At 64.1% G+C, this 17419-nt stretch carries 17 protein-coding genes and 1 tRNA gene; 8 read left to right on the top strand and 10 right to left on the bottom strand.

From position 1 onward, the window contains the following. Positions 1–14: 14 nt before the first annotated feature. On the top strand, positions 15–260 hold the full coding sequence (locus tag HSR122_RS01330; protein WP_229110889.1) for a deoxyribodipyrimidine photo-lyase: 246 nt from the start codon (positions 15–17) through the stop codon (positions 258–260). Positions 261–451: 191 nt separating this feature from the next. Here HSR122_RS01330 and HSR122_RS01325 read toward each other — a convergent pair whose 3' ends face one another. Together HSR122_RS01325 and HSR122_RS01320 are read right to left on the bottom strand one after the other, a co-directional pair. Then, positions 452–1585 carry a glycosyltransferase family 4 protein gene (locus tag HSR122_RS01325; protein ID WP_229110888.1) on the bottom strand — a complete coding sequence of 378 codons (1134 nt, stop codon included), beginning with the start codon at positions 1583–1585 and terminating at the stop codon, positions 452–454. A 26-nt stretch (positions 1586–1611) separates the two neighbouring features. Continuing rightward, positions 1612–2670 (bottom strand): glycosyltransferase family 4 protein, encoded by a 1059-nt coding sequence (locus HSR122_RS01320; protein WP_229110887.1) that lies wholly within the window; start codon positions 2668–2670, stop codon positions 1612–1614. 92 nt (positions 2671–2762) lie between these two features. On the opposite strand from HSR122_RS01320, the gene HSR122_RS01315 reads away from it, so the two are divergent. After that, positions 2763–3065: a ribonuclease P protein component 4 gene (locus HSR122_RS01315; RefSeq protein WP_229110886.1), complete on the top strand. Its 303-nt coding sequence runs from the start codon at positions 2763–2765 to the stop codon at positions 3063–3065. 227 nt (positions 3066–3292) lie between these two features. Here HSR122_RS01315 and HSR122_RS01310 read toward each other — a convergent pair. The 3 genes from HSR122_RS01310 to citZ form a co-directional block, all read right to left on the bottom strand. Continuing rightward, positions 3293–3366 (bottom strand) — tRNA-Lys (locus HSR122_RS01310). 34 nt (positions 3367–3400) lie between these two features. Next, positions 3401–4069, bottom strand: coding sequence for a DUF7119 family protein (locus tag HSR122_RS01305; protein WP_229110885.1), 669 nt, complete (start codon positions 4067–4069; stop codon positions 3401–3403). A 113-nt stretch (positions 4070–4182) separates the two neighbouring features. Next, positions 4183–5319: a citrate synthase gene (gene citZ / locus HSR122_RS01300; protein ID WP_229110883.1), complete on the bottom strand. Its 1137-nt coding sequence runs from the start codon at positions 5317–5319 to the stop codon at positions 4183–4185. A gap of 118 nt (positions 5320–5437) precedes the next feature. Here citZ and HSR122_RS01295 point away from each other — a divergent pair, with 118 nt between their 5' ends. Beyond that, on the top strand, positions 5438–6355 hold the full coding sequence (locus HSR122_RS01295; RefSeq protein WP_229110881.1) for a sensor histidine kinase: 918 nt from the start codon (positions 5438–5440) through the stop codon (positions 6353–6355). A 37-nt stretch (positions 6356–6392) separates the two neighbouring features. On the opposite strand, the gene HSR122_RS01290 is transcribed toward HSR122_RS01295, so the two are convergent. Both HSR122_RS01290 and ilvA read right to left on the bottom strand, forming a co-directional pair. After that, entirely contained in the window at positions 6393–7631 is a 1239-nt protein-coding gene (locus tag HSR122_RS01290; RefSeq protein WP_324254646.1) for an aminotransferase class V-fold PLP-dependent enzyme, read from the bottom strand. Positions 7632–7711: 80 nt separating this feature from the next. Continuing rightward, entirely contained in the window at positions 7712–8923 is a 1212-nt protein-coding gene (gene ilvA, locus HSR122_RS01285) for a threonine ammonia-lyase (RefSeq protein ID WP_229110878.1), read from the bottom strand. Between the two features lie 275 nt (positions 8924–9198). On the opposite strand from ilvA, the gene HSR122_RS01280 reads away from it, so the two are divergent. Beyond that, entirely contained in the window at positions 9199–9393 is a 195-nt protein-coding gene (locus tag HSR122_RS01280; RefSeq protein ID WP_157513551.1) for a cold-shock protein, read from the top strand. A gap of 350 nt (positions 9394–9743) precedes the next feature. On the opposite strand, the gene HSR122_RS01275 is transcribed toward HSR122_RS01280, so the two are convergent. Then, positions 9744–9968, bottom strand: coding sequence for a hypothetical protein (locus tag HSR122_RS01275; protein WP_229110876.1), 225 nt, complete (start codon positions 9966–9968; stop codon positions 9744–9746). Between the two features lie 46 nt (positions 9969–10014). On the opposite strand from HSR122_RS01275, the gene HSR122_RS01270 reads away from it, so the two are divergent. Further along, positions 10015–11367: an RNA-guided endonuclease InsQ/TnpB family protein gene (locus tag HSR122_RS01270; protein WP_229110874.1), complete on the top strand. Its 1353-nt coding sequence runs from the start codon at positions 10015–10017 to the stop codon at positions 11365–11367. Positions 11368–11476: 109 nt separating this feature from the next. Here the strand turns inward: HSR122_RS01270 and HSR122_RS01265 are convergent, their stop codons facing one another. Then, positions 11477–11653, bottom strand: coding sequence for an HVO_0416 family zinc finger protein (locus HSR122_RS01265; RefSeq protein ID WP_229110873.1), 177 nt, complete (start codon positions 11651–11653; stop codon positions 11477–11479). A gap of 640 nt (positions 11654–12293) precedes the next feature. On the opposite strand from HSR122_RS01265, the gene serB reads away from it, so the two are divergent. Together serB and thsA are read left to right on the top strand one after the other, a co-directional pair. Beyond that, the gene (serB, locus tag HSR122_RS01260) at positions 12294–12926 is read left to right on the top strand and encodes a phosphoserine phosphatase SerB (RefSeq protein ID WP_229110871.1); all 633 of its coding nucleotides are present in this window, start codon (positions 12294–12296) and stop codon (positions 12924–12926) included. A gap of 137 nt (positions 12927–13063) precedes the next feature. Further along, positions 13064–14743, top strand: coding sequence for a thermosome subunit alpha (thsA, locus tag HSR122_RS01255; RefSeq protein WP_229110869.1), 1680 nt, complete (start codon positions 13064–13066; stop codon positions 14741–14743). Between the two features lie 305 nt (positions 14744–15048). Here thsA and HSR122_RS01250 read toward each other — a convergent pair whose 3' ends face one another. Then, a complete protein-coding gene (locus HSR122_RS01250; RefSeq protein ID WP_229110867.1) occupies positions 15049–16281 on the bottom strand; it encodes a digeranylgeranylglycerophospholipid reductase in 1233 nt (410 codons plus the stop codon). 132 nt (positions 16282–16413) lie between these two features. Between HSR122_RS01250 and HSR122_RS01245 the strand changes: the two genes are divergently transcribed. Then, on the top strand, positions 16414–17403 hold the full coding sequence (locus HSR122_RS01245; RefSeq protein WP_229110866.1) for an aldo/keto reductase: 990 nt from the start codon (positions 16414–16416) through the stop codon (positions 17401–17403). The last annotated feature ends 16 nt before the right edge of the window (positions 17404–17419 follow it).

The following is a 17419-nucleotide window of genomic DNA, read 5'->3' as shown; positions in this document are numbered from 1 at the left end:
CCGAATAGACGTGAGTGAGCGACATCGTCGTCTGGCATCGGGCGGACCTGCGCAGCGTCGACAACCCCGCGCTCGCGGCGGCCGCCGAAGACGGCACCCCGGCACCGGTGTTCGTCTTCGATCCGCAGTTCTACGGGAGCGACGGGCTGGCCTGTGACGCCCGACTCCGGTTCGTCCACGAGTCGCTGCGCGATCTCCGCCGCCAGTATCGCGACCGGGGCGGCGACCTCGCCTTGCTGCACGGCGATCCCGGGAAGTGATCGCTTCCCTACTCGATCGGGGCTGCGAAATCTACTACAACCGGGGCGTGACCGGCCGATACGCCGCGCTGGCGGATCGAGCCAGCGAGGCGCTGTCGGACCCGGCGATTCGGCGGCGCGGGTCGTTTTCGAGCCGACGCCGGGAACACATAGCGACACCGATCGCGACGGGCAGGCGAGTCTCGAGGAGTTCACCTGAGGAGGGTCGTCTTCGAGTCGGCCAGGACCGACTCGTAGAGGTCTTCGAGGCGATCGACGGAGTGCTCGACGCTGAGCTGCTCACGCCGGTCGAGACACGTCTGGCTGAGTCTATCACGCTCCTGTAGCGCGCGTTCGAGCAGGTCCCGGAACGACTCGATGTCGCCCTGCGGATATCGATAGCCGGTCTCGCCGTCGACAATGGTGTCCGAGAGCGCGCCGGTGTCGACGCCGACGACGGGCGTCCCGCAGGCGTTGGCCTCGAGCGCGACGAGTCCCTGCGTCTCGACGGGGCTGGGGAACGCGAAGATGTCGAGCGTCGAGTAGAAGGCGGGCAGTTCCTCGCGATCGAGAAAGCCCAGGAACCGCGCGTCGACGTCGTGCCGTTCGGCGCGGGCCTCGAGGTCCTCACGGGCGGGCCCGTCGCCGCCGAACAGGACCGTCACGTCCATCCCCCCGGTCGCGGCGAGAACGTCGGAGAGGCACTTCTCGTAGCCGTGGCGGCCGGTGTAGCCGACGACCGGGCCGTCACCGATGTCGTAGCGGTCGCGGAAGTCGTCGGTATCGACGGGCCTGAATCGGTCGATATCGACGCCGTTGGGGACCACGGCGACCTCGGTGTCGATGCCGACCGCTTCGCGGATGTGGTCACGCGTTCGCTCGCTCGGTGCGATGACCAGATCGGCACGGCCGAAAAACCATCGCTCGTACGTGCGGGCCCAGCGTCTGACCGTCCGCTCGATCGCCCCGTTGAACGCGATGTACTCGGCGTACTCGCTGGTCGGCGTGTGATAAGACGCGACCAGCGGCAGGTCGTTCGAGCGGGCGAGTCGAAGGCCGCTCAGTCCGACGCCAAAGGGGGTGTGCGTGTGGACGACATCGGCGTCGGTCACCGCGTCGGGCACCTGTGGCGCGCCGAGTCGGTACCCCTCGTAGAAGGGGAACCGAACGCTCCGAACGGGATATTCACCGTCCCCAGGGTCGTGCTCGCTGGCCTTCGGGTAGACCAGGTCCATCGTGTGCCCCCGCGACTCCCAGGCCTCGCGCCAGGACTTGACGGTGTAGGTGACGCCGTTCACCGTCGGCAAGTACGTGTCGGTGAACGCGGCGACGCTCGGTGTGCCCATTCGTCCGTCGATTGCACGACCGACGATTAATGTGTTGTGACTTCTCGATAGGCGTCGGTCAACTCCTCGGCGACGCGATCGAGGCTGTGCTCTCTGGCCGTCTCTTTGGCGTTCTCGCCGAGGCGCGCCCGGAGGTCGGGGTCTTCCTCGAGCCGGTCGAGCGCGTTCTCGAACTCCTCGCGAGTCGAGCACAGCAGGCAATCGTGACCGTCCTCGTAGTATTCCCGGAAGACCGGAATGTCCCGGAGGACGACCGCCTTGCCGGCGGCCATCGCTTCGAGTACGACCAGTCCCTGGTTCTCGACCTTCGACGGGAAGAAGAACACGTCGCCGGCGGCGAAGGCGCCGCGCTTGTCCTCGATCCAGCCGGTGAAGGTGACGTTCTCGGGCGGGTTCTTCGTCCACTTGCGAACCGTCCGGGAAGCCAGCAGGCCGCTGTCGTACTCGCCGAACCAGGCGAAATCATAGTCGGTGTTCCAGGCGACTTCACAGAACGTCGTCAGGCCCTTGCGTTCGAAGACGCTCCCCACTGCGAACACGACCATCCCATCAAGGTCGTATCTGTCGCGGTACTCCTCGCGGAACTGCTCGTGACCGGCCATCGAGTCGATGTCGATCCCGTTGGTGATCGAGCGGATCGGCGCATCGATCGGATACTCCTCGAGGGTTCGACGGGTGTACTCGCTGGGACAGAGCACCAGGTCGGCCTGCGAGTAAAACCAGCGCAGGTACCGCCGAAGCGGCCCGGCCAGATACGTCGACCCGCGAAAGCTCTCGGCGAAGTCCTCGGCGGTCACGTGGGCGTGTAACACGAGGGGGATGTCCTTCTTCTTTGCCTGGCGGGCGACGAAGGCACTGCCCGGACCGATCAGGTTGCAGTGGGCCACGTCGAACTCGGTCATCCCCTGGCCGTCGACGAGCCGGTTGAGCCCGGCCAGCACCACGTCGCCGTCGTACCATGGCGTGGTGACGTAGCTCACGTCGGCGTCGGCACGCGAGAGGGCGGCCCGCTGGTGGGCGACGGAGGTGCTGATCCCGCTGCGGTCGAGTCGGTCCTCCAACTCGAGGTAGTTCAGGACGCGCACACCGGATTCTCTCCGGCAGACTCAATAAACGTTGCCGACTCGGCCGACGACAACGACACATCTAACCGCGGGATCGACCTACGATCGAATGGATGGCCAGCGACCAGCAGATCGCCCGCGAGCGGATCGATATCCTCCACGAGCGGGCCAAACAGGCCGCCCGTGGCGACGAGCAGGATCGAGCTCGCGAATACGTCCGCCGCGCCCGCCGGATCGCCGAGCGCAACCGCCTGTCGCTGCCGGCGGACTTCGACCGATTCACCTGCGACGCCTGCGACGCCTACCTCTTGCCCGGCCGTAACGCTCGCGTCCGGACGCGAGAAGGTCACGTCGTCGTTACCTGTAGCTGTGGCGCACAGGCGAGATATCGGTACAGCGGGCCGGATGGGAATTGAACCAGAGGAAGACATTCCTGCTCGCTTCGCTGTGCGGGCTGTGACTTCCAGGGCTCAATTCCTTAGCCGCATAGCTCCTCACGTCCGTTCGTCGCAATAGCGGGCCGGATGGGAATTGAACCACGGTCGTTCCCGTTCGCTCGTGCTACTCGCTCACCTCCCACTCCCTGATTCAATTCTCATCGTAGCGCATTCGCTGCTCGCGGATTGCCCGCAGCAGAATGCTACGGGCCGGATGGGAATTGAACCCATGACCGTCTGGTTAAAAGCCAGACGCTCTGCCTAACTGAGCTACCGGCCCTCACCTACAGGTCGGGCAGTGATCGCTTAAGACCTTACGATTGGTCGTCGGGCTCGATATCTTCGGCCAGAAACGCCCCCGGCTCGGCGTTCGACAGCGACGCCTGCCGGCGGAGACACAGATACGCGTCGATCGGTAGATCGATCGTCAGTTGTCCGAGTCGCGCGCCCGTCTCGGCGGCGAGCGCCTGCGAGACCTCCTCGCCGTCGTTGATCCGGCTGGCGATCGACCGAATCTCCCGGACGGTCAGATCGTGATCCAGGGCGGCCCAGGCGAGCAAGTAGCGCGCCGTGCCGGACACCCGGGCGATGTGCTTGGCCGCCGTGGGCGCGATATCGCCGCGAGCGACGTGGCGGCGGATCGCCTCCGGGAGATCGTGGACCCGCGACCACTTGCGGATGAACGCGACCGTCGCTTCGTCACCGGCACGCTCGGCCGCGGCTTTGTAGGACCCCTCGCCGCGGACCAGCGCCGCACAGGCGGCCGCACCCCGCAACATGTAGACGTTGTCCGCGTCCCCGGCCGTGTTGTCGGCGAACGCCGCGACTGTCTCGGCCGCTTCGGCGACACTGTCCGGATCGGCGGGATCGAACTGTACGGCTTCGCCCGGTTGCTGTCCGGTGAGCGCCGGATCGCCTCTGATGACCGGCTGTCCGACTGGCGACTCACGATCGGCTGGCGGTGCTGGCCCCTCCGGCGGCATTACTCCTCGAAAGGGAGTCACCGCGGAAAAATCTCTCGTCACCGGCGATTTCCGAACCTTGCTCGGATGTCCCTGTCGCCGGTCAGAACGCCACGAACGGCCCGACCACGCAGTCACTCCCGCTGGTCGATCGGAACGAACGCCTGATCGGTCGGGCCGACGTATCGCGACCGCGGGCGGATGAGTCGGTTGTCCGCCTGATACTCCAGCACGTGAGCGATCCAGCCGCCGACCCGGCTCAGCGCGAAGATCGGCGTGAACAGATCGATCGGGATCCCCATCTGGTAGTACGTCGAGGCCGAGTAGAAATCGACGTTGGGAGCGATGCCTGTCTCTTTATCCATGAACTCCTCGATGACCTGGCTGTAGGAGAACCACTTGAGTTCTCCCGAGGCGTTGCCCAGCGCCCGCGACTGGTCGCCCAGAATCGCCGCGCGCGGGTCCTTTACGTCGTAGACCCGGTGTCCGAATCCGGGGATCCGCTTGCCGTCCTCCAGCGCGTTGCGCGTCCACTCGACGACGCTCAGTTCGCTCTCGTCGATCTCCTTGAGCATCGCCATGACGTTCTGGTTCGCGCCGCCGTGGAGCCCGCCTTTCAGCGTCCCGATCGCGCTCGTGACCGCGCTGTAGATGTCCGACATCGTCGAGGCGGTGACCATCGCGGCGAACGTCGAGGCGTTGATCCCGTGATCAGCGTGGATGACCAGCGCCATATCGAAGATCTCGGCGAGTTTGTCGTCGGGGACCTCGCCGTTGAGCATATACAGGAAGTTCGCGGCGTGATCGAGGTCTTCCCGGGGCGCGACCGGGTCGTCGCCGTCTCGCATCCGCTTGAACGCCGCCACGATCGTCGGCATCTTGGCGGTGATCCGCCGGCCTTTCGCCAGGTCCTCTTCTCGCGTTCCGGGCTCGCCGTCCTCCTCGTCGTAAGCCGACAGCATCGACGTCGCCGTTCGAAGCGCCGCCATCGGGTTCGCGTCGGCCTCGGCCAGCCGCCGCACCGTCTCGAGGACGTCCTCGTCGATCGTCCTGCTCGCGGCCAGTCCTTCCTCGAACGTCGAAAGCTCCGACGCCGTCGGCAACTCTCCGTGCCAGAGCAGGTAGAGCGCTTCCTCGAAACTGGCCCGCTCTGCCAGATCCCCGATCTCGTAACCGCGATAGACGAGCCGCCCCTCGTCGCCGTCGATGTAACTGAGTTCCGACTCGGCGACGAGGACGCCTTCGAGCCCCTTCTTGAGGTCGTCGGACATACTGTACTGCAATCAACCTCGGCGGAAAAACATTGTCGTTTCCGCGCTACACGTTCCCACATCCCCGACCCGTACGCCTATAGGTCGCCCCTTCGTATCTCCGGATCACACCACGTCGATGGCCCCGTTCGACGACCTCCCCTCACCGTCGTTGCCGGAGTTGACGGCGAGACGGATCGCCGGCGTGTACTTCGCGTTCGGGGTGCTCTGGATCCTGTTTTCGGACGCAATCGTGTACCTGTTCGTCTCGGATCCGAGAACCAGATTCCGAATCGAGGCGACCAAGGGCGGGCTATTCGTGGTCATCTCGGCACTGCTGGTTTACGGACTGACCGCACGCGCCCACGAACGCCAGCGCGAGACGACACAGCGACTCCGCCAGCAGACACGAGAACTGAGTATCCTGCATCGGATCGTCAGACACAACCTGCGCAACATCGCGACCGTCATCGGCGGTCGTGTCGAGACGGCCCGAGACGCCGACGAGGTCGAACCGCACCTCGAAGTCCTCGAACGCAAGGCCGACCGGCTGGCGACGCTGGCGGAGAAGGCGAATCTGCTTCGTGGCGTCTCCGCACAATCGGCCGACCACCGCGTCGAGCAGGACCTCTCGCGGGCGATCACGGACATCTGTGCCCAGTACCGGTCGGACTACCCGGACGCGACGATCGCGTTCGACGGCCCCGAGAACCTGCGGACGCTCGTGCCCGCGCGACTGGGGTTTGCGATCACCGAACTGCTGGAAAACGCAGTCGTACACGGCGGACCGGGCGCGACTGTCACGATCGAGCTGACGGCCGACAGCGAGGCGATACGCGTTGTCGTCGCGGACGACGGCCCGGGGTTGCCGGACAGCGAGCGGACCGCCGTCAAAGGCGACGTCGAGGACGTGCTCGCCCACTCGGAGGGCGTGGGCCTGTGGCTCGTCAGACTGATCGTCGAGAAAGCGGGCGGCCGCCTCTCCGTTTCCGAGAGCTCGCTCAGCGGCACAGCCGTGACGCTGTCCGTTCCGCGCATCGACGACGACCGATCGTAGCGACGCTCGCTATCCGAGACCGGCGAGACTCGACCTGCTAGCCGAACAGCTGGCGTGCGTCGTCGATCGCCTCGACCAGCACGTCGATCTCCTCGCGCGTGTTGTAGACGTAGAACGACGCCCGCGCGGTCGCGGCGACGCCGAGTTTGTCGTGCAGCGGCTGGGTGCAGTGATCGCCGGCCCGGATCGCGACGGCGTAATCGTTGAGAATCGAGGACAGGTCGTGAGCGTGGACGGACTCGAGGTTGAACGAGACCAGTCCGCCCCGTTCCTCGCCGGCGGGCGGGCCGAAAGTTTCGATGTCGTCAAACTCCGCAAAGCGTTCGAGCGTGTACTGGGCGAGTTCGTTCTCGTGGCGGGCGATCCGGTCCATCCCGATCGCGTCGAGGTAGTCACACGCCTCCGCCAGCGCGATCCCCTGGGCGATCGAAGGGGTCCCGGCCTCGAACTTCCAGGGGAGCTCGTTCCATCGGGACTCCTCGAAGGTGACCTTCTCGATCATGTCGCCGCCGTAGAGGAACGGCTCCATCGAGTCGAGCAGGTGCCGTTTGCCGTAGAGGACGCCGATCCCGGTCGGGCCGGCCATCTTGTGTCCAGAGAAGGCGTAGAAGTCCGCGTCGATGGCCTCAACGTCGACCGGGCGGTTCGGGACTGCCTGCGCCCCGTCGATGAAGGCCAGCGCGTCGTGATCGTGGGCCAGGTCCACGAGGTCGGCGACGGGGTTGATCGTCCCCAGCGTGTTCGAGACGTGAACCGCCGACAGCATCGCGGTGTCGTCGCCGATAACCTCGCGCGCGTGATCCATGTCGAGGCGACCGTCCTCGTCGATCCGAATGTACGCGACGTCCGCACCGGTTCGCTCGGCGATCTGTTGCCAGGTGACCAGCGACGCGTGGTGTTCCATCTCGGTCAGCACGACTGTATCGCCCGGGCCGAGCTCGCGCAGTCCCCACGCGTAGGCGACGAGGTTCTCGCTCTCGGTCGTGTTTTTCGTGAAGACTATCTCCTCGCGGCCGTCGGCACCGATGAACTCGGCGACACGGTCGTGGGCCTCCTCGTAGGCGATCGAGGCCTCCTGACTGAGATGGTGGAGTCCGCGGTGAACGTTGGCGTTGTACTCCCGGTAGTAGTCGGAGATCGCGTCGATCACGTGCTCCGGCGTCTGGGTCGTCGCGGCGTTGTCCAGGTAGACGAGCGGTGTCCCGTCGAACTCGCGTTCGAGCACGGGGAAGTCCTCGCGGATGCGCTCGACGTCGAGCGCTCCGGATTCGCTCACGGTCATTACCTCAAGGTGGGGGCCGGAGACACGTGGTTCCTTCGGTCCGCCTAGACCCATCGCGCTGACCGATGCGATCGTCACACCAGCACTTCGATCTCGTAGCCGTTCGCCTCCAGCGCATCGAGCAACGACTGGACGTGCTCGTGGCCTTTCGTCTCAAGATCCAGTTCGACCTCGGCGTCGTTCAGCGCGATGTCCCGGGAAGCGCGGTCGTGCTCGATCGCGTAGATGTTCGCGTCCTGTTCGGAGATCACCTCGACGAGCTGGTCGAGCGCGCCGGGCCGGTCTTTCAGGACCGTCCGCAAGCGCAGATATCGGCCGGTCTCGATCAGCCCGCGCATGATCACTGTCGTCAGGACGTTCAGATCGATGTTCCCGCCACAGAGCGCCGGGACGATGATCTCGTCGTCCTCGTAGTCGAACTTCCCGGCCAACAGCGCCGCAAGCGGGACCGCGCCCGCGCCCTCGACGAGAGTCTTCGAGCGTTCGAGGAGTTTCGTCAGCGCGACGGCGATCTCCGAGTCGGTGACTGTGACGACCTCGTCGACGCGCTCGCGGATCACCTCGAAGGTCCGCTCGCCGATCTTCCGGGTGGCGATCCCGTCCGCGATCGTCTCGACGCTGTCGCGTTCGACGATTTCGCCTTTCTCCAGAGACGCGGGGGCGCTCGCGGCTCCCTCCGCCTGCACACCGATCACCCGGATGTCCTCGTCGCGGCCCTTGAGCGCCGTTGCGATCCCCGAGATCAGTCCGCCACCGCCGATCGGCACGACGACCGTCTCGACCTCCGGCAAGTCCTCGTAGATTTCCAGCCCGATGGTGCCCTGCCCGGCCATCACCATCTCGTCGTCGAAAGCGTGGACGTACGTGCGACCCTCCTCGCGTTCGATCTCGTGGGCGCGCTCGGCCGCAGCGTCGTAGTCTTCGCCGTAGAGGACGACCTCACCGCCGTAACTCCTGGTCGCCTCGACCTTCGAGACCGGGGCGTGTTCCGGCATGACGATCTTGGCGTCGACGCCCATCCGCGTGGCAGCGAGCGCGACGCCCTGCGCGTGGTTGCCCGCGCTCGCGGTGACGACTCCGGCGGCCTGCTCGGCGTCGCTCAGCGTCGCGATGCGGTTCGTCGCCCCGCGGATCTTGAACGCGCCCGTCCGCTGGAAGGTCTCCAGTTTCAGGTGGACGGTCGCGCCCGTCATCGACGAAAACGTGTGCGAGTAATCCAGCGGTGTGTGCCGCGCGGTCTCGGCGACCCGGTCGCGCGCAGCGAGTACGTCATCGAACGACAGCATACCCGACGGTTGCGCCGCTGGTCAGTTAGGTGTGAGGGAGGAGGATGGAACGTGTGACAGCACTCCCAGTTGGGTCGGGATCGGACATAAACGCCAGGGAAGCGGACTGAAAGTGAAACTGCCGGACAGCGAGTGCGTTCTCCCGCCCGTCAGACGACTGGCAGACGCCGATCAGATCAAGCGCTGTGTCGACGATGCGTTGTCCTGTTCTCGGGGCCCTTGGTAACGGGACCCTCGGAAGCCTTACATATCCCCCTCCCTTCTAGATAGTTGCAATGGCAAACGGTACGGTTGACTTCTTCAACGACACAGGCGGTTACGGCTTTATCGAGACTGAGGACGCGGACGAGGACGTTTTCTTCCACATGGAAGACGTTGGCGGTCCGGATCTCGAGGAAGGACAGGAGATCGAATTCGACATCGAACAGGCCCCCAAGGGTCCGCGAGCGACCAACGTCGTTCGGCAGTAGATTTCGCACTATCGCTTTATTGCGATTCCGTTTTTATCGACGCTACAGGTCCCAGTGACTACTGTACGTCTGTTTCGGGTACGAGTGCGGTCACACCGGTAGATCGACAGTGATCACTCCGAGAGCGACGCCGCTATCTTGAGACAGCGAGAGAATCCCAGCCTTCAGGCCGGGCGTGAATCGCGTAAGCTCTAATGAGAAACCACCGCGTTACTGCTGGTCTTGAGTCTCCAACGCTTCAAGACCTGCTTCTAACACCTCTGCATACGCTTCTGAAAGCTCCAAGTCATTCGCCTCCGCGTAATCTTTCAGACGGCCATGCAATCCGTGAGAGAGGTCAATTGCTGGCCTCATTCGACTCTCCCGTACTTCTCGTAGCAGTTTTCGGCATGGTGCGGGTTCTCCTCTTTGCACTCAGGGCAGACGAACAGATAACTTTCCGGCTTCTTCCCATGCTTTTCTTCAAACCGCTCTCCTGCGGCCTGCCGGTCCTCGAAACAACCAATCAAATCAACGGTCGTCCAATCATCAGTCTCTCCACAGATGTAACACGTAAGCGGTGTGTCAACGGTCATGTCTCACAAGACTTATTTGACGCGAAGACGTGAAAAGAATTGTGGCATGAAGCGTACCAACACGTTTGCCGTGCGACCCCTCTCCGACGATGGAGAGCAGGTGCTACGGGACTTGTTGGACGCTTCTTCCGCTCTCTGGAACGAAATCAACTACCAACGCCTCATGCGCTACAACGACGAAGACGGTTTTGAGGGCGACGTGTGGGATGCCGATACAGGCCGACTCGAAGGGAAATACAAAGGCGTTCTCGGCGCGTCCACCGCTCAAACTGTCCGGCGAGCAAACACCGAAGCGTGGCGCGGGTTCTTCGAGAACAAGAAGGCGTATCACGACGAGTCGAACACGTCGGTTACGGAACACCCCGAACCGCCGGGGTTCCGTGGTAACGAGGACGACGGACGTGTTCTCAAAGGCGTCGTCCGAAAGGACGCATACACCGTCGAGTGGGGCGACCGCTCCCGGCTTGAGATGGTTGTCGGAAAAGAACTCCGTGACAGGCACAACAGCCCGAAAAGCCGTCTTCGGTTGGAAATCGTTGGTGAACCAAACTGGCCTGACTACGACGACCAGAGCCGGTTGGAACTGTGGTACGACGAGACTGATTGCACCTTCCGGGCTTCGCAACCCGTGACTGTTTCTGATGATGCACGGGACACTCCACTGGCCTCAGAGAAGGCCGCTCTGGATATTGGTGCGAACAATCTCGTTGCCTGTACCACCACGACCGGCGAGCAATACCTGTACGAGGGCCGGGAGTTGTTCCAGCGATTCCGTGACACGACGCGAGAAATCGCCCGGTTGCAGTCGAAACTACGGGAAGGCAGGTACAGTAGCGAGCGTATCCGGCGGCTGTACCGGAAACGCACTCGTCGCCGGGACCACGCTCAAGAAGCACTGTGCCGTGACCTACTGGAACGACTGTACGCCGAGGGCGTGGACACGGTGTATATCGGTGGCTTGACCGACGTACTCGAAACGCACTGGTCGGTCGAGACGAACGCCAAGACGCACAACTTTTGGGCGTTCAAGCAATTCACTGAGCGACTGGCGTGTACCGCCGAAGAATACAGCATCTCGGTGGAAGTCCGGTCGGAAGCCTGGACCAGCCAAGAGTGCCCGCAATGCGGTTCGACAGACCGAACGACACGGCATCAGGACACGCTCACCTGTCCGTGTGGATTCGAGGGGCACGCAGACCTTACAGCGTCAGAAACGTTCCTGAAGCGGCATACGAGCAAAGAAGTCAGGCCGATGGCACGGCCCGTGCGGTTCGAGTGGGACGACCACAACTGGTCGGGGACACCACACCCTCACGAAAGTCCCAAAGAACAGCGCACAGACCCGAGTACCGTCCACCACAACGGGAATGTTGCCTCCGGGGAATCACAGACCGGCTGAGACTCCAACGGAGGAAACCCCGGCGTTCAAGCCGGGGAGGATGTCATCGTCCCTCAGGCGCGCCTGCGAGCGAAGACACGCCTTCGAAAACCGGCGAGAACGCGAACCGTCACCGAGCGGGCGACCAGCCGCAGATTGTACACTCTACGGCGTCGCTGTCGTGGAGCCCACCACATTCGGGACACTGCTTCTTGTTGTAGCTGTCTTCCCAGCCGGCGGAATCCATGTTGTGGCCACGCTGCGACAGGAACTCGTCAAACATATCGTCGCTCGGTGCTGAGGCCATGCGTGTGATGGTATAGCACGACAGCATATATGCTTATTGGTTTGTGAACGCATAACAGAGCAGAATCAATCCGGGGAATGCGTGCGTCGACAGTATCGCGACTATGCGCCCGGAAAGGAATCCCTGTCGTTCGAGGATCCGCTACAGGTGCTCCTGGGGAGTTGACCTCCGAAAGTAGGTGGGGTGGGGGTGGGGGTGGGGGGAAAGGATCATGGCACCGGTGGGGCGGTGCCACTACCAGTTTCTGGGCGTCACTTATACAAATATCTTGTGGTCGAATTATCGAATGTGATAATATACGGGCGATATAGCGGCGTCGTTCAGGCACAATCTTCCGTTCCGACACCGACCTCGGAGCGATTGACGGGAGTTTCGGGCAGGCTGTCAGGGGCGGAGCGGTTTTCCAGCAGGACGAACGCGAGTTCGACGCCGTCTATCTCGCGCGTCCGGCCTTCGCCGCGGACGTAGCCCTGCGACTCGTAGAACCCCGTGCGCGAGGAAATGACCGACAGGCGTCGTCCGGCCCGGCCGTTCGAACCGACACGTCGGTCATCTGTCCGTTCGTTGCTGGCCGTCCGCCCTGGATGTAGCTATCGGATCGAACCGGGGGGTTTGTGACCCCCCACCCCGAAACACCGGCATGCTCGTAGCCTTCGACTTCGACGGGACGCTCTCGGACTCGGAGATGGTCGTTCTGCTGGGCGAACAGTGCGGCGTCGCCGACGAAATCGACGAGATCACCGAGCGGGCGATGAACGACGAGATCGACTACGCCGAAAGCCTCCGAAAGCGGTGTGCGCTGCTCGAGGGGCTCGACGAAGCGCGCGCACAGGCGGCCTTCCAGCAGGTCCAGCTCCGGGACGGTGCCGCGGCGGTCATCGACGCGCTCGATGCGGCCGGCGTTCACACCGCGATTCTCACCGGCGGCTTCGAGCGGGGTGTGGCGACAGCGCTCGATTCGGCCGGCACCGAGGTCGACACGATCGTCGCAAACCGGCTTCCCCTCCGCGACGGCGGGCTCACTGGCGAGGTCGAGGGACCGCTGATCGAAGGGACGAAGGACACAGCACTCGATCAGGTCGCCTCGGATCTCGGCCTCGATCGCTCGGAAACCGTCGCCGTCGGCGACGGCGCGAACGACCTGCCGATGCTCGAAACCGCCGGCCTCGCGATCGGATACGACCCCAAACCCGCGGTCAAAGACGCCTGTGACGTCGTCGTTTCCTCGATGGCCGAACTACAGACCGTCCTCGAGGATCACGGTGTCTTCTGATCGCGCTCGCGCTTATACACCCGCTCGGCAATTGTTCACATATCTTCGGGACCGGCTCCGAAAATGCGGATTCTCGCCTTCCAAGGAAAGGCTTATATAGAATCACATTCAATCGACGCTTGACTATGGCTCAGCAGATGGGTAACCAGCCCCTCATCGTACTCTCAGAGGAGTCCCAGCGGACATCCGGGAAAGACGCACAGTCGATGAACATCACGGCCGGGAAGGCCGTCGCCGAGTCCGTTCGGACCACGCTCGGTCCGAAGGGGATGGACAAGATGCTCGTCTCCGATACGGGCGACGTCGTCGTCACGAACGACGGCGTGACCATCCTCGACGAGATGGACATCGAGCACCCCGCCGCGAACATGATGGTCGAGGTCGCCCAGACCCAGGAGGACGAGGTCGGCGACGGCACGACCACCTCCGTCGTCATCGGCGGCGAACTGCTCACGAAGGCCGAGGACCTGCTCGATCAGGACATCCACGCGACCGTCCTCGCGCAGGGGTATCGCCAGGCCGCCGAACAGGCAAAGGAGATCCTCGAGGACATGGCTATCGAGGTCGACGAGGACGACACCGAGATCCTCGCGTCCATCGCCGAGACCGCGATGACCGGCAAGGGCGCCGAGTCCGCCAAGGACACGCTCGCTGCACTGATCGTCGACGCTATCCAGTCGATCGCCGACGAGGAGGGTATCGACACCGACAACGTCGACGTCGAGACCGTGGTCGGCGGCTCCATCGAGGAGTCCGAACTCGTCGAGGGCGTCATCGTGGACAAGGAGCGCGTCCACGAGAACATGCCCTACAGCGTCGAGGACGCCGACATCGCGCTGCTCGACACCGCGATCGAGGTCAAGGAGACCGAGCTCGACGCCGAGGTCAACGTCTCCGATCCCGACCAGCTCCAGCAGTTCCTCGATCAGGAAGAGGAACAGCTCAAGGAGATGGTCGACAAGCTGGCCGACGCCGGTGCCGACGTCGTCTTCTGTCAGAAGGGGATCGACGACATGGCCCAGCACTACCTCGCTCAGGAGGGGATCCTCGCGGTCCGTCGCGCCAAGAAATCCGACATCAAGGCGCTCTCGCGCTCGACCGGCGCGCGGATCGTCTCCAATATCGACGACGTCAGCGAAGACGATCTCGGCTTCGCGGGCTCGGTCTCCCAGAAGGAGATCGCCGGCGACGAGCGCATCTTCGTCGAGGACGTCGAGGACGCCAAGGCCGTGACCATGATCCTGCGCGGCGGCACCGAGCACGTCGTTGACGAGGTCGAACGCGCCGTCGAGGACGCGCTGGGCGTCGTCGCGGTCACGCTCGATGACGGCAAGGTCGTCCCCGGTGGCGGCGCTCCCGAGGCGGAGCTCGCGCTCGGTCTGCGCGATTACGCCGACTCCGTCGGCGGCCGCGAGCAGCTCGCCGTCGAGGCGTTCGCCGACGCGATCGACGTCATCCCGCGCACCCTCGCGGAGAACGGCGGGCTGGACCCGATCGACTCGCTGGTCGATCTGCGCAGCCAGCACGACGCCGGCGACACGACTATTGGACTGGACGCCTACACCGGCGACCTCGTCAACATGGAAGACGACGGCGTCGTCGAGCCGCTGCGCGTCAAGACCCAAGCCGTCGAGTCCGCGACCGAAGCCGCCGTGATGATCCTGCGTATCGACGACGTGATCGCCGCAGGCGACCTCAAGGGCGGCGCCGGTGACGACGACGAAGATGAAGGCGGACCCGGTGCCGGCGGCCCCGGCGGTATGGGCGGCGGCATGGGCGGCATGGGCGGTATGGGCGGTATGGGCGGCGCGATGTAAACCCACTTTTTACGCCGTCGGGTCTCGCATGCGCGCCTGTCGGCGCGCAGCGGACCACTCCGGCGTAAAAACTTGGGGAAAAAGGCCGCTCGCGTCCGGTCGGGCGCGAGCGGGTGCATTCCCTGCCGACCTACCGTACCGCCACCGCAACCGCACTGCGTTTCGAACGAGCGGCTTTCTTTTGGTGTACGCAACGAGTTACAGGCTGTCGAGGCGAATGCCCCGAGGCAGTTCACTATCTCAGCGGGATCAGCGCGGACGCTGACGGTAGCCGCTGGGGATCGTTCCCTAGTTGTCGAAAAACACTACGTCCGCAGGTAGTGACCGGCGAACTTCGCAAGCAGCGGCACGTCGTCGAGATGCAGTAGCTTCGAGATCGCACGCCAGCTGCCCTCGTTGGCCCGGCGCATCGTCTGCAGGTCGAGTCGATCGAGGTCGCGCATGAACCGATCGTAGCGCTCGTTGGGCGCGAAATACATCAACTGGGTCATGAACAGCCGCGAGTCCATGTCCGGGGCGACGGTCTCGTGCCACAGGTCGTCATAGACGGAGATGTTGTCGGCCGAGGTGTCCCGTTCGTCGGGCGTGAGGCAGTGATCGACCGCGATCGCGGCGGCGCGGGCCGACTGCATCCCCTTGTTGATCCCCTCGCCCCACAGCGGGTCGATCGTCGGGACGGTGTCGCCGATCGCCACGAAGTTGTCCGTGCTCAACTCGCCGGGCGACTGGATGTGGGCCGACCCGCGGTGCTGGGTCCCCTCGATCGGCTCAGCGTCCTCGAACCGGGGGTCGGTTTCCAGCCAGTGCTGGAGGTAGCCGTCAATGGTCCGATCGCCGTCGGCGTACTGCTGGTACTGTTCGTTCTGGATGTAACAGACCCCGACCTTGGCGGTGTCCTCGCCGGTGTGGAAGATCCAGGAGTAGCCACCCGGTGCGTACTCGTGATCGAGTCGCAGCATCATCGCATCCTCGAGGTCGGCGTACCCGGGATGGTCGAGGTCGACGCCCTCGAACTCCCGCTCGATCCCGATCGCCTGCTTTTCGCGCTGCAAGTTGGTGACGCCCAGCGCCTTGGCGAGCGGGGCCGCCGGGCCGGTCGCGTCGATCACCACGTCGCCGTAGACCTCCCGATCGCCGTTGTACTCGACGCCGACGATCTCTCCGCCCTCCATGATCGGGCCGGACACGCGGGCGTCGAAGCGGTATTCGGCACCGTTCGCTCGGCTGACCTCGACGAGGAACTCTTTGAAGTCGGCGAACTCGAGGACGGCTCCGGCCTGCGGTTGCTCGAAGTGGTGGTTCGGCGATTCGAGGACGACGCTGTCGGTGAACTGCATCACGACGTCGTCGGGGACGTTGAACGCGGTGAGCATCGAGGGGAACGTCCCCCCGGTCGACTTGTTGCTCTGTCGCGGGAACTCCGATTCGGGCTCGGTCTCCAGCACGACGACATCGTACCCCCTCGCGGCGATGTCGCGTGCGGCCTGCGCGCCGGCCGGGCCGGCCCCGGCGACGACCACGTCGAAACGGTCGGACATTAATTACCAAACACAGACAGCAATTGATAACGCTTTCCACTTCCGGATCGCTGTCAGACGGCCCGTTTTGCGGCGCAATTCAGGGTCGAAAGCGGGCAGAAATTTCAAGCCCGGGCCACCCCGCGTGTACGTATGGAACTCGGATACGTCCCCCTGGGACGCACCGGCCTGCAAGTGAGCGAACTCGCGTTCGGGACCTGGCGGTTCGGCCGCACGACCGATCAGGACTCGGTCGAGATCACCGAGGAACGGGCCTACGAACTGCTCGACGCCTACGAGGGGTGTGGCGGACGGTTCATCGACACCGCCGACATCTACGGCGACGGCGACAGCGAGCGCTGGATCGGCAACTGGCTCGCCGAGCGTGATCGCAGCGAGTACGTCATCGCCTCGAAAGTCTACTGGCCGACACGGGAGGACAACCCCAACTTCAGGGGGCTCTCGCGGACCCACGTCCGGCGGCAAGTCGACGCGATCCTCGACCGCCTCGGGACCGACTACCTCGACGTGCTGTACATCCACCGCTGGGACGATGCCACACCTGCCGAGCAGTTGATGCGCACGCTCAACGGCGTCGTCGAGGACGGCAAGGTCAACTTCCTCGGGGCCTCGACACACGTCCCCGACGCCTGGCACGTCGCAAAGGCCAACGAGATCGCCAAACGCTACGGGTTCGAACCCTTCACCGTCTCACAGCCGCGGTACAATCTCGTCAACCGGGAGGTCGAGGACACCTATCTGAACATGTGTGCCGACTACGGGATCGAACTCGTCCCGTGGAGCCCCCTCGGACAGGGCGTGCTGACGGGCAAGTACAGCCGCGATGACATGCCCGAGGACTCGACGGCCTCGGAAGACGAGGGCTGGGAAGACTACTACCTCACCAAGGCGAACTTCGAGGTCGTCGACGAGGTCCGGGCCGTCGCCGAGGAAGTCGACGCCACGCCGGCACAGGTCAGTCTCGCGTGGCTGATGCACCACCAGTCGGTTGCGGCCCCCATCGTCGGTGCACGAACCGTCGAACAGCTTGAGGAGAACCTCGGTGCGACCGAGGTCGAACTGACCGGTGAACAGTTCGAACGCCTCGCCGAGTCGAAGGACTCGCCGCTGGAAGGAATCTAGACGACAGCAGCGGAAC

The sequence above is a fragment of the Halapricum desulfuricans genome (genome assembly GCF_017094525.1).
Classification (GTDB): domain Archaea; phylum Halobacteriota; class Halobacteria; order Halobacteriales; family Haloarculaceae; genus Halapricum; species Halapricum desulfuricans.
The sequence above is the reverse complement of the archived record's forward strand: the minus strand, read 5'-3'. Positions and strand labels throughout refer to the sequence as shown.

Coding starts and splice junctions, on each gene's coding strand:
- HSR122_RS01325 (WP_229110888.1), bottom strand. CDS start 1,585: ATGGGCACACCGAGCGTCGCCGCGTTCACCGACACGTACTTGCCGACG.
- HSR122_RS01315 (WP_229110886.1), top strand. CDS start 2,763: ATGGCCAGCGACCAGCAGATCGCCCGCGAGCGGATCGATATCCTCCAC.
- HSR122_RS01305 (WP_229110885.1), bottom strand. CDS start 4,069: ATGCCGCCGGAGGGGCCAGCACCGCCAGCCGATCGTGAGTCGCCAGTC.
- citZ (WP_229110883.1), bottom strand. CDS start 5,319: ATGTCCGACGACCTCAAGAAGGGGCTCGAAGGCGTCCTCGTCGCCGAG.
- HSR122_RS01295 (WP_229110881.1), top strand. CDS start 5,438: ATGGCCCCGTTCGACGACCTCCCCTCACCGTCGTTGCCGGAGTTGACG.
- ilvA (WP_229110878.1), bottom strand. CDS start 8,923: ATGCTGTCGTTCGATGACGTACTCGCTGCGCGCGACCGGGTCGCCGAG.
- HSR122_RS01280 (WP_157513551.1), top strand. CDS start 9,199: ATGGCAAACGGTACGGTTGACTTCTTCAACGACACAGGCGGTTACGGC.
- HSR122_RS01275 (WP_229110876.1), bottom strand. CDS start 9,968: ATGACCGTTGACACACCGCTTACGTGTTACATCTGTGGAGAGACTGAT.
- HSR122_RS01270 (WP_229110874.1), top strand. CDS start 10,015: ATGAAGCGTACCAACACGTTTGCCGTGCGACCCCTCTCCGACGATGGA.
- HSR122_RS01265 (WP_229110873.1), bottom strand. CDS start 11,653: ATGGCCTCAGCACCGAGCGACGATATGTTTGACGAGTTCCTGTCGCAG.
- serB (WP_229110871.1), top strand. CDS start 12,294: ATGCTCGTAGCCTTCGACTTCGACGGGACGCTCTCGGACTCGGAGATG.
- thsA (WP_229110869.1), top strand. CDS start 13,064: ATGGGTAACCAGCCCCTCATCGTACTCTCAGAGGAGTCCCAGCGGACA.
- HSR122_RS01250 (WP_229110867.1), bottom strand. CDS start 16,281: ATGTCCGACCGTTTCGACGTGGTCGTCGCCGGGGCCGGCCCGGCCGGC.
- HSR122_RS01245 (WP_229110866.1), top strand. CDS start 16,414: ATGGAACTCGGATACGTCCCCCTGGGACGCACCGGCCTGCAAGTGAGC.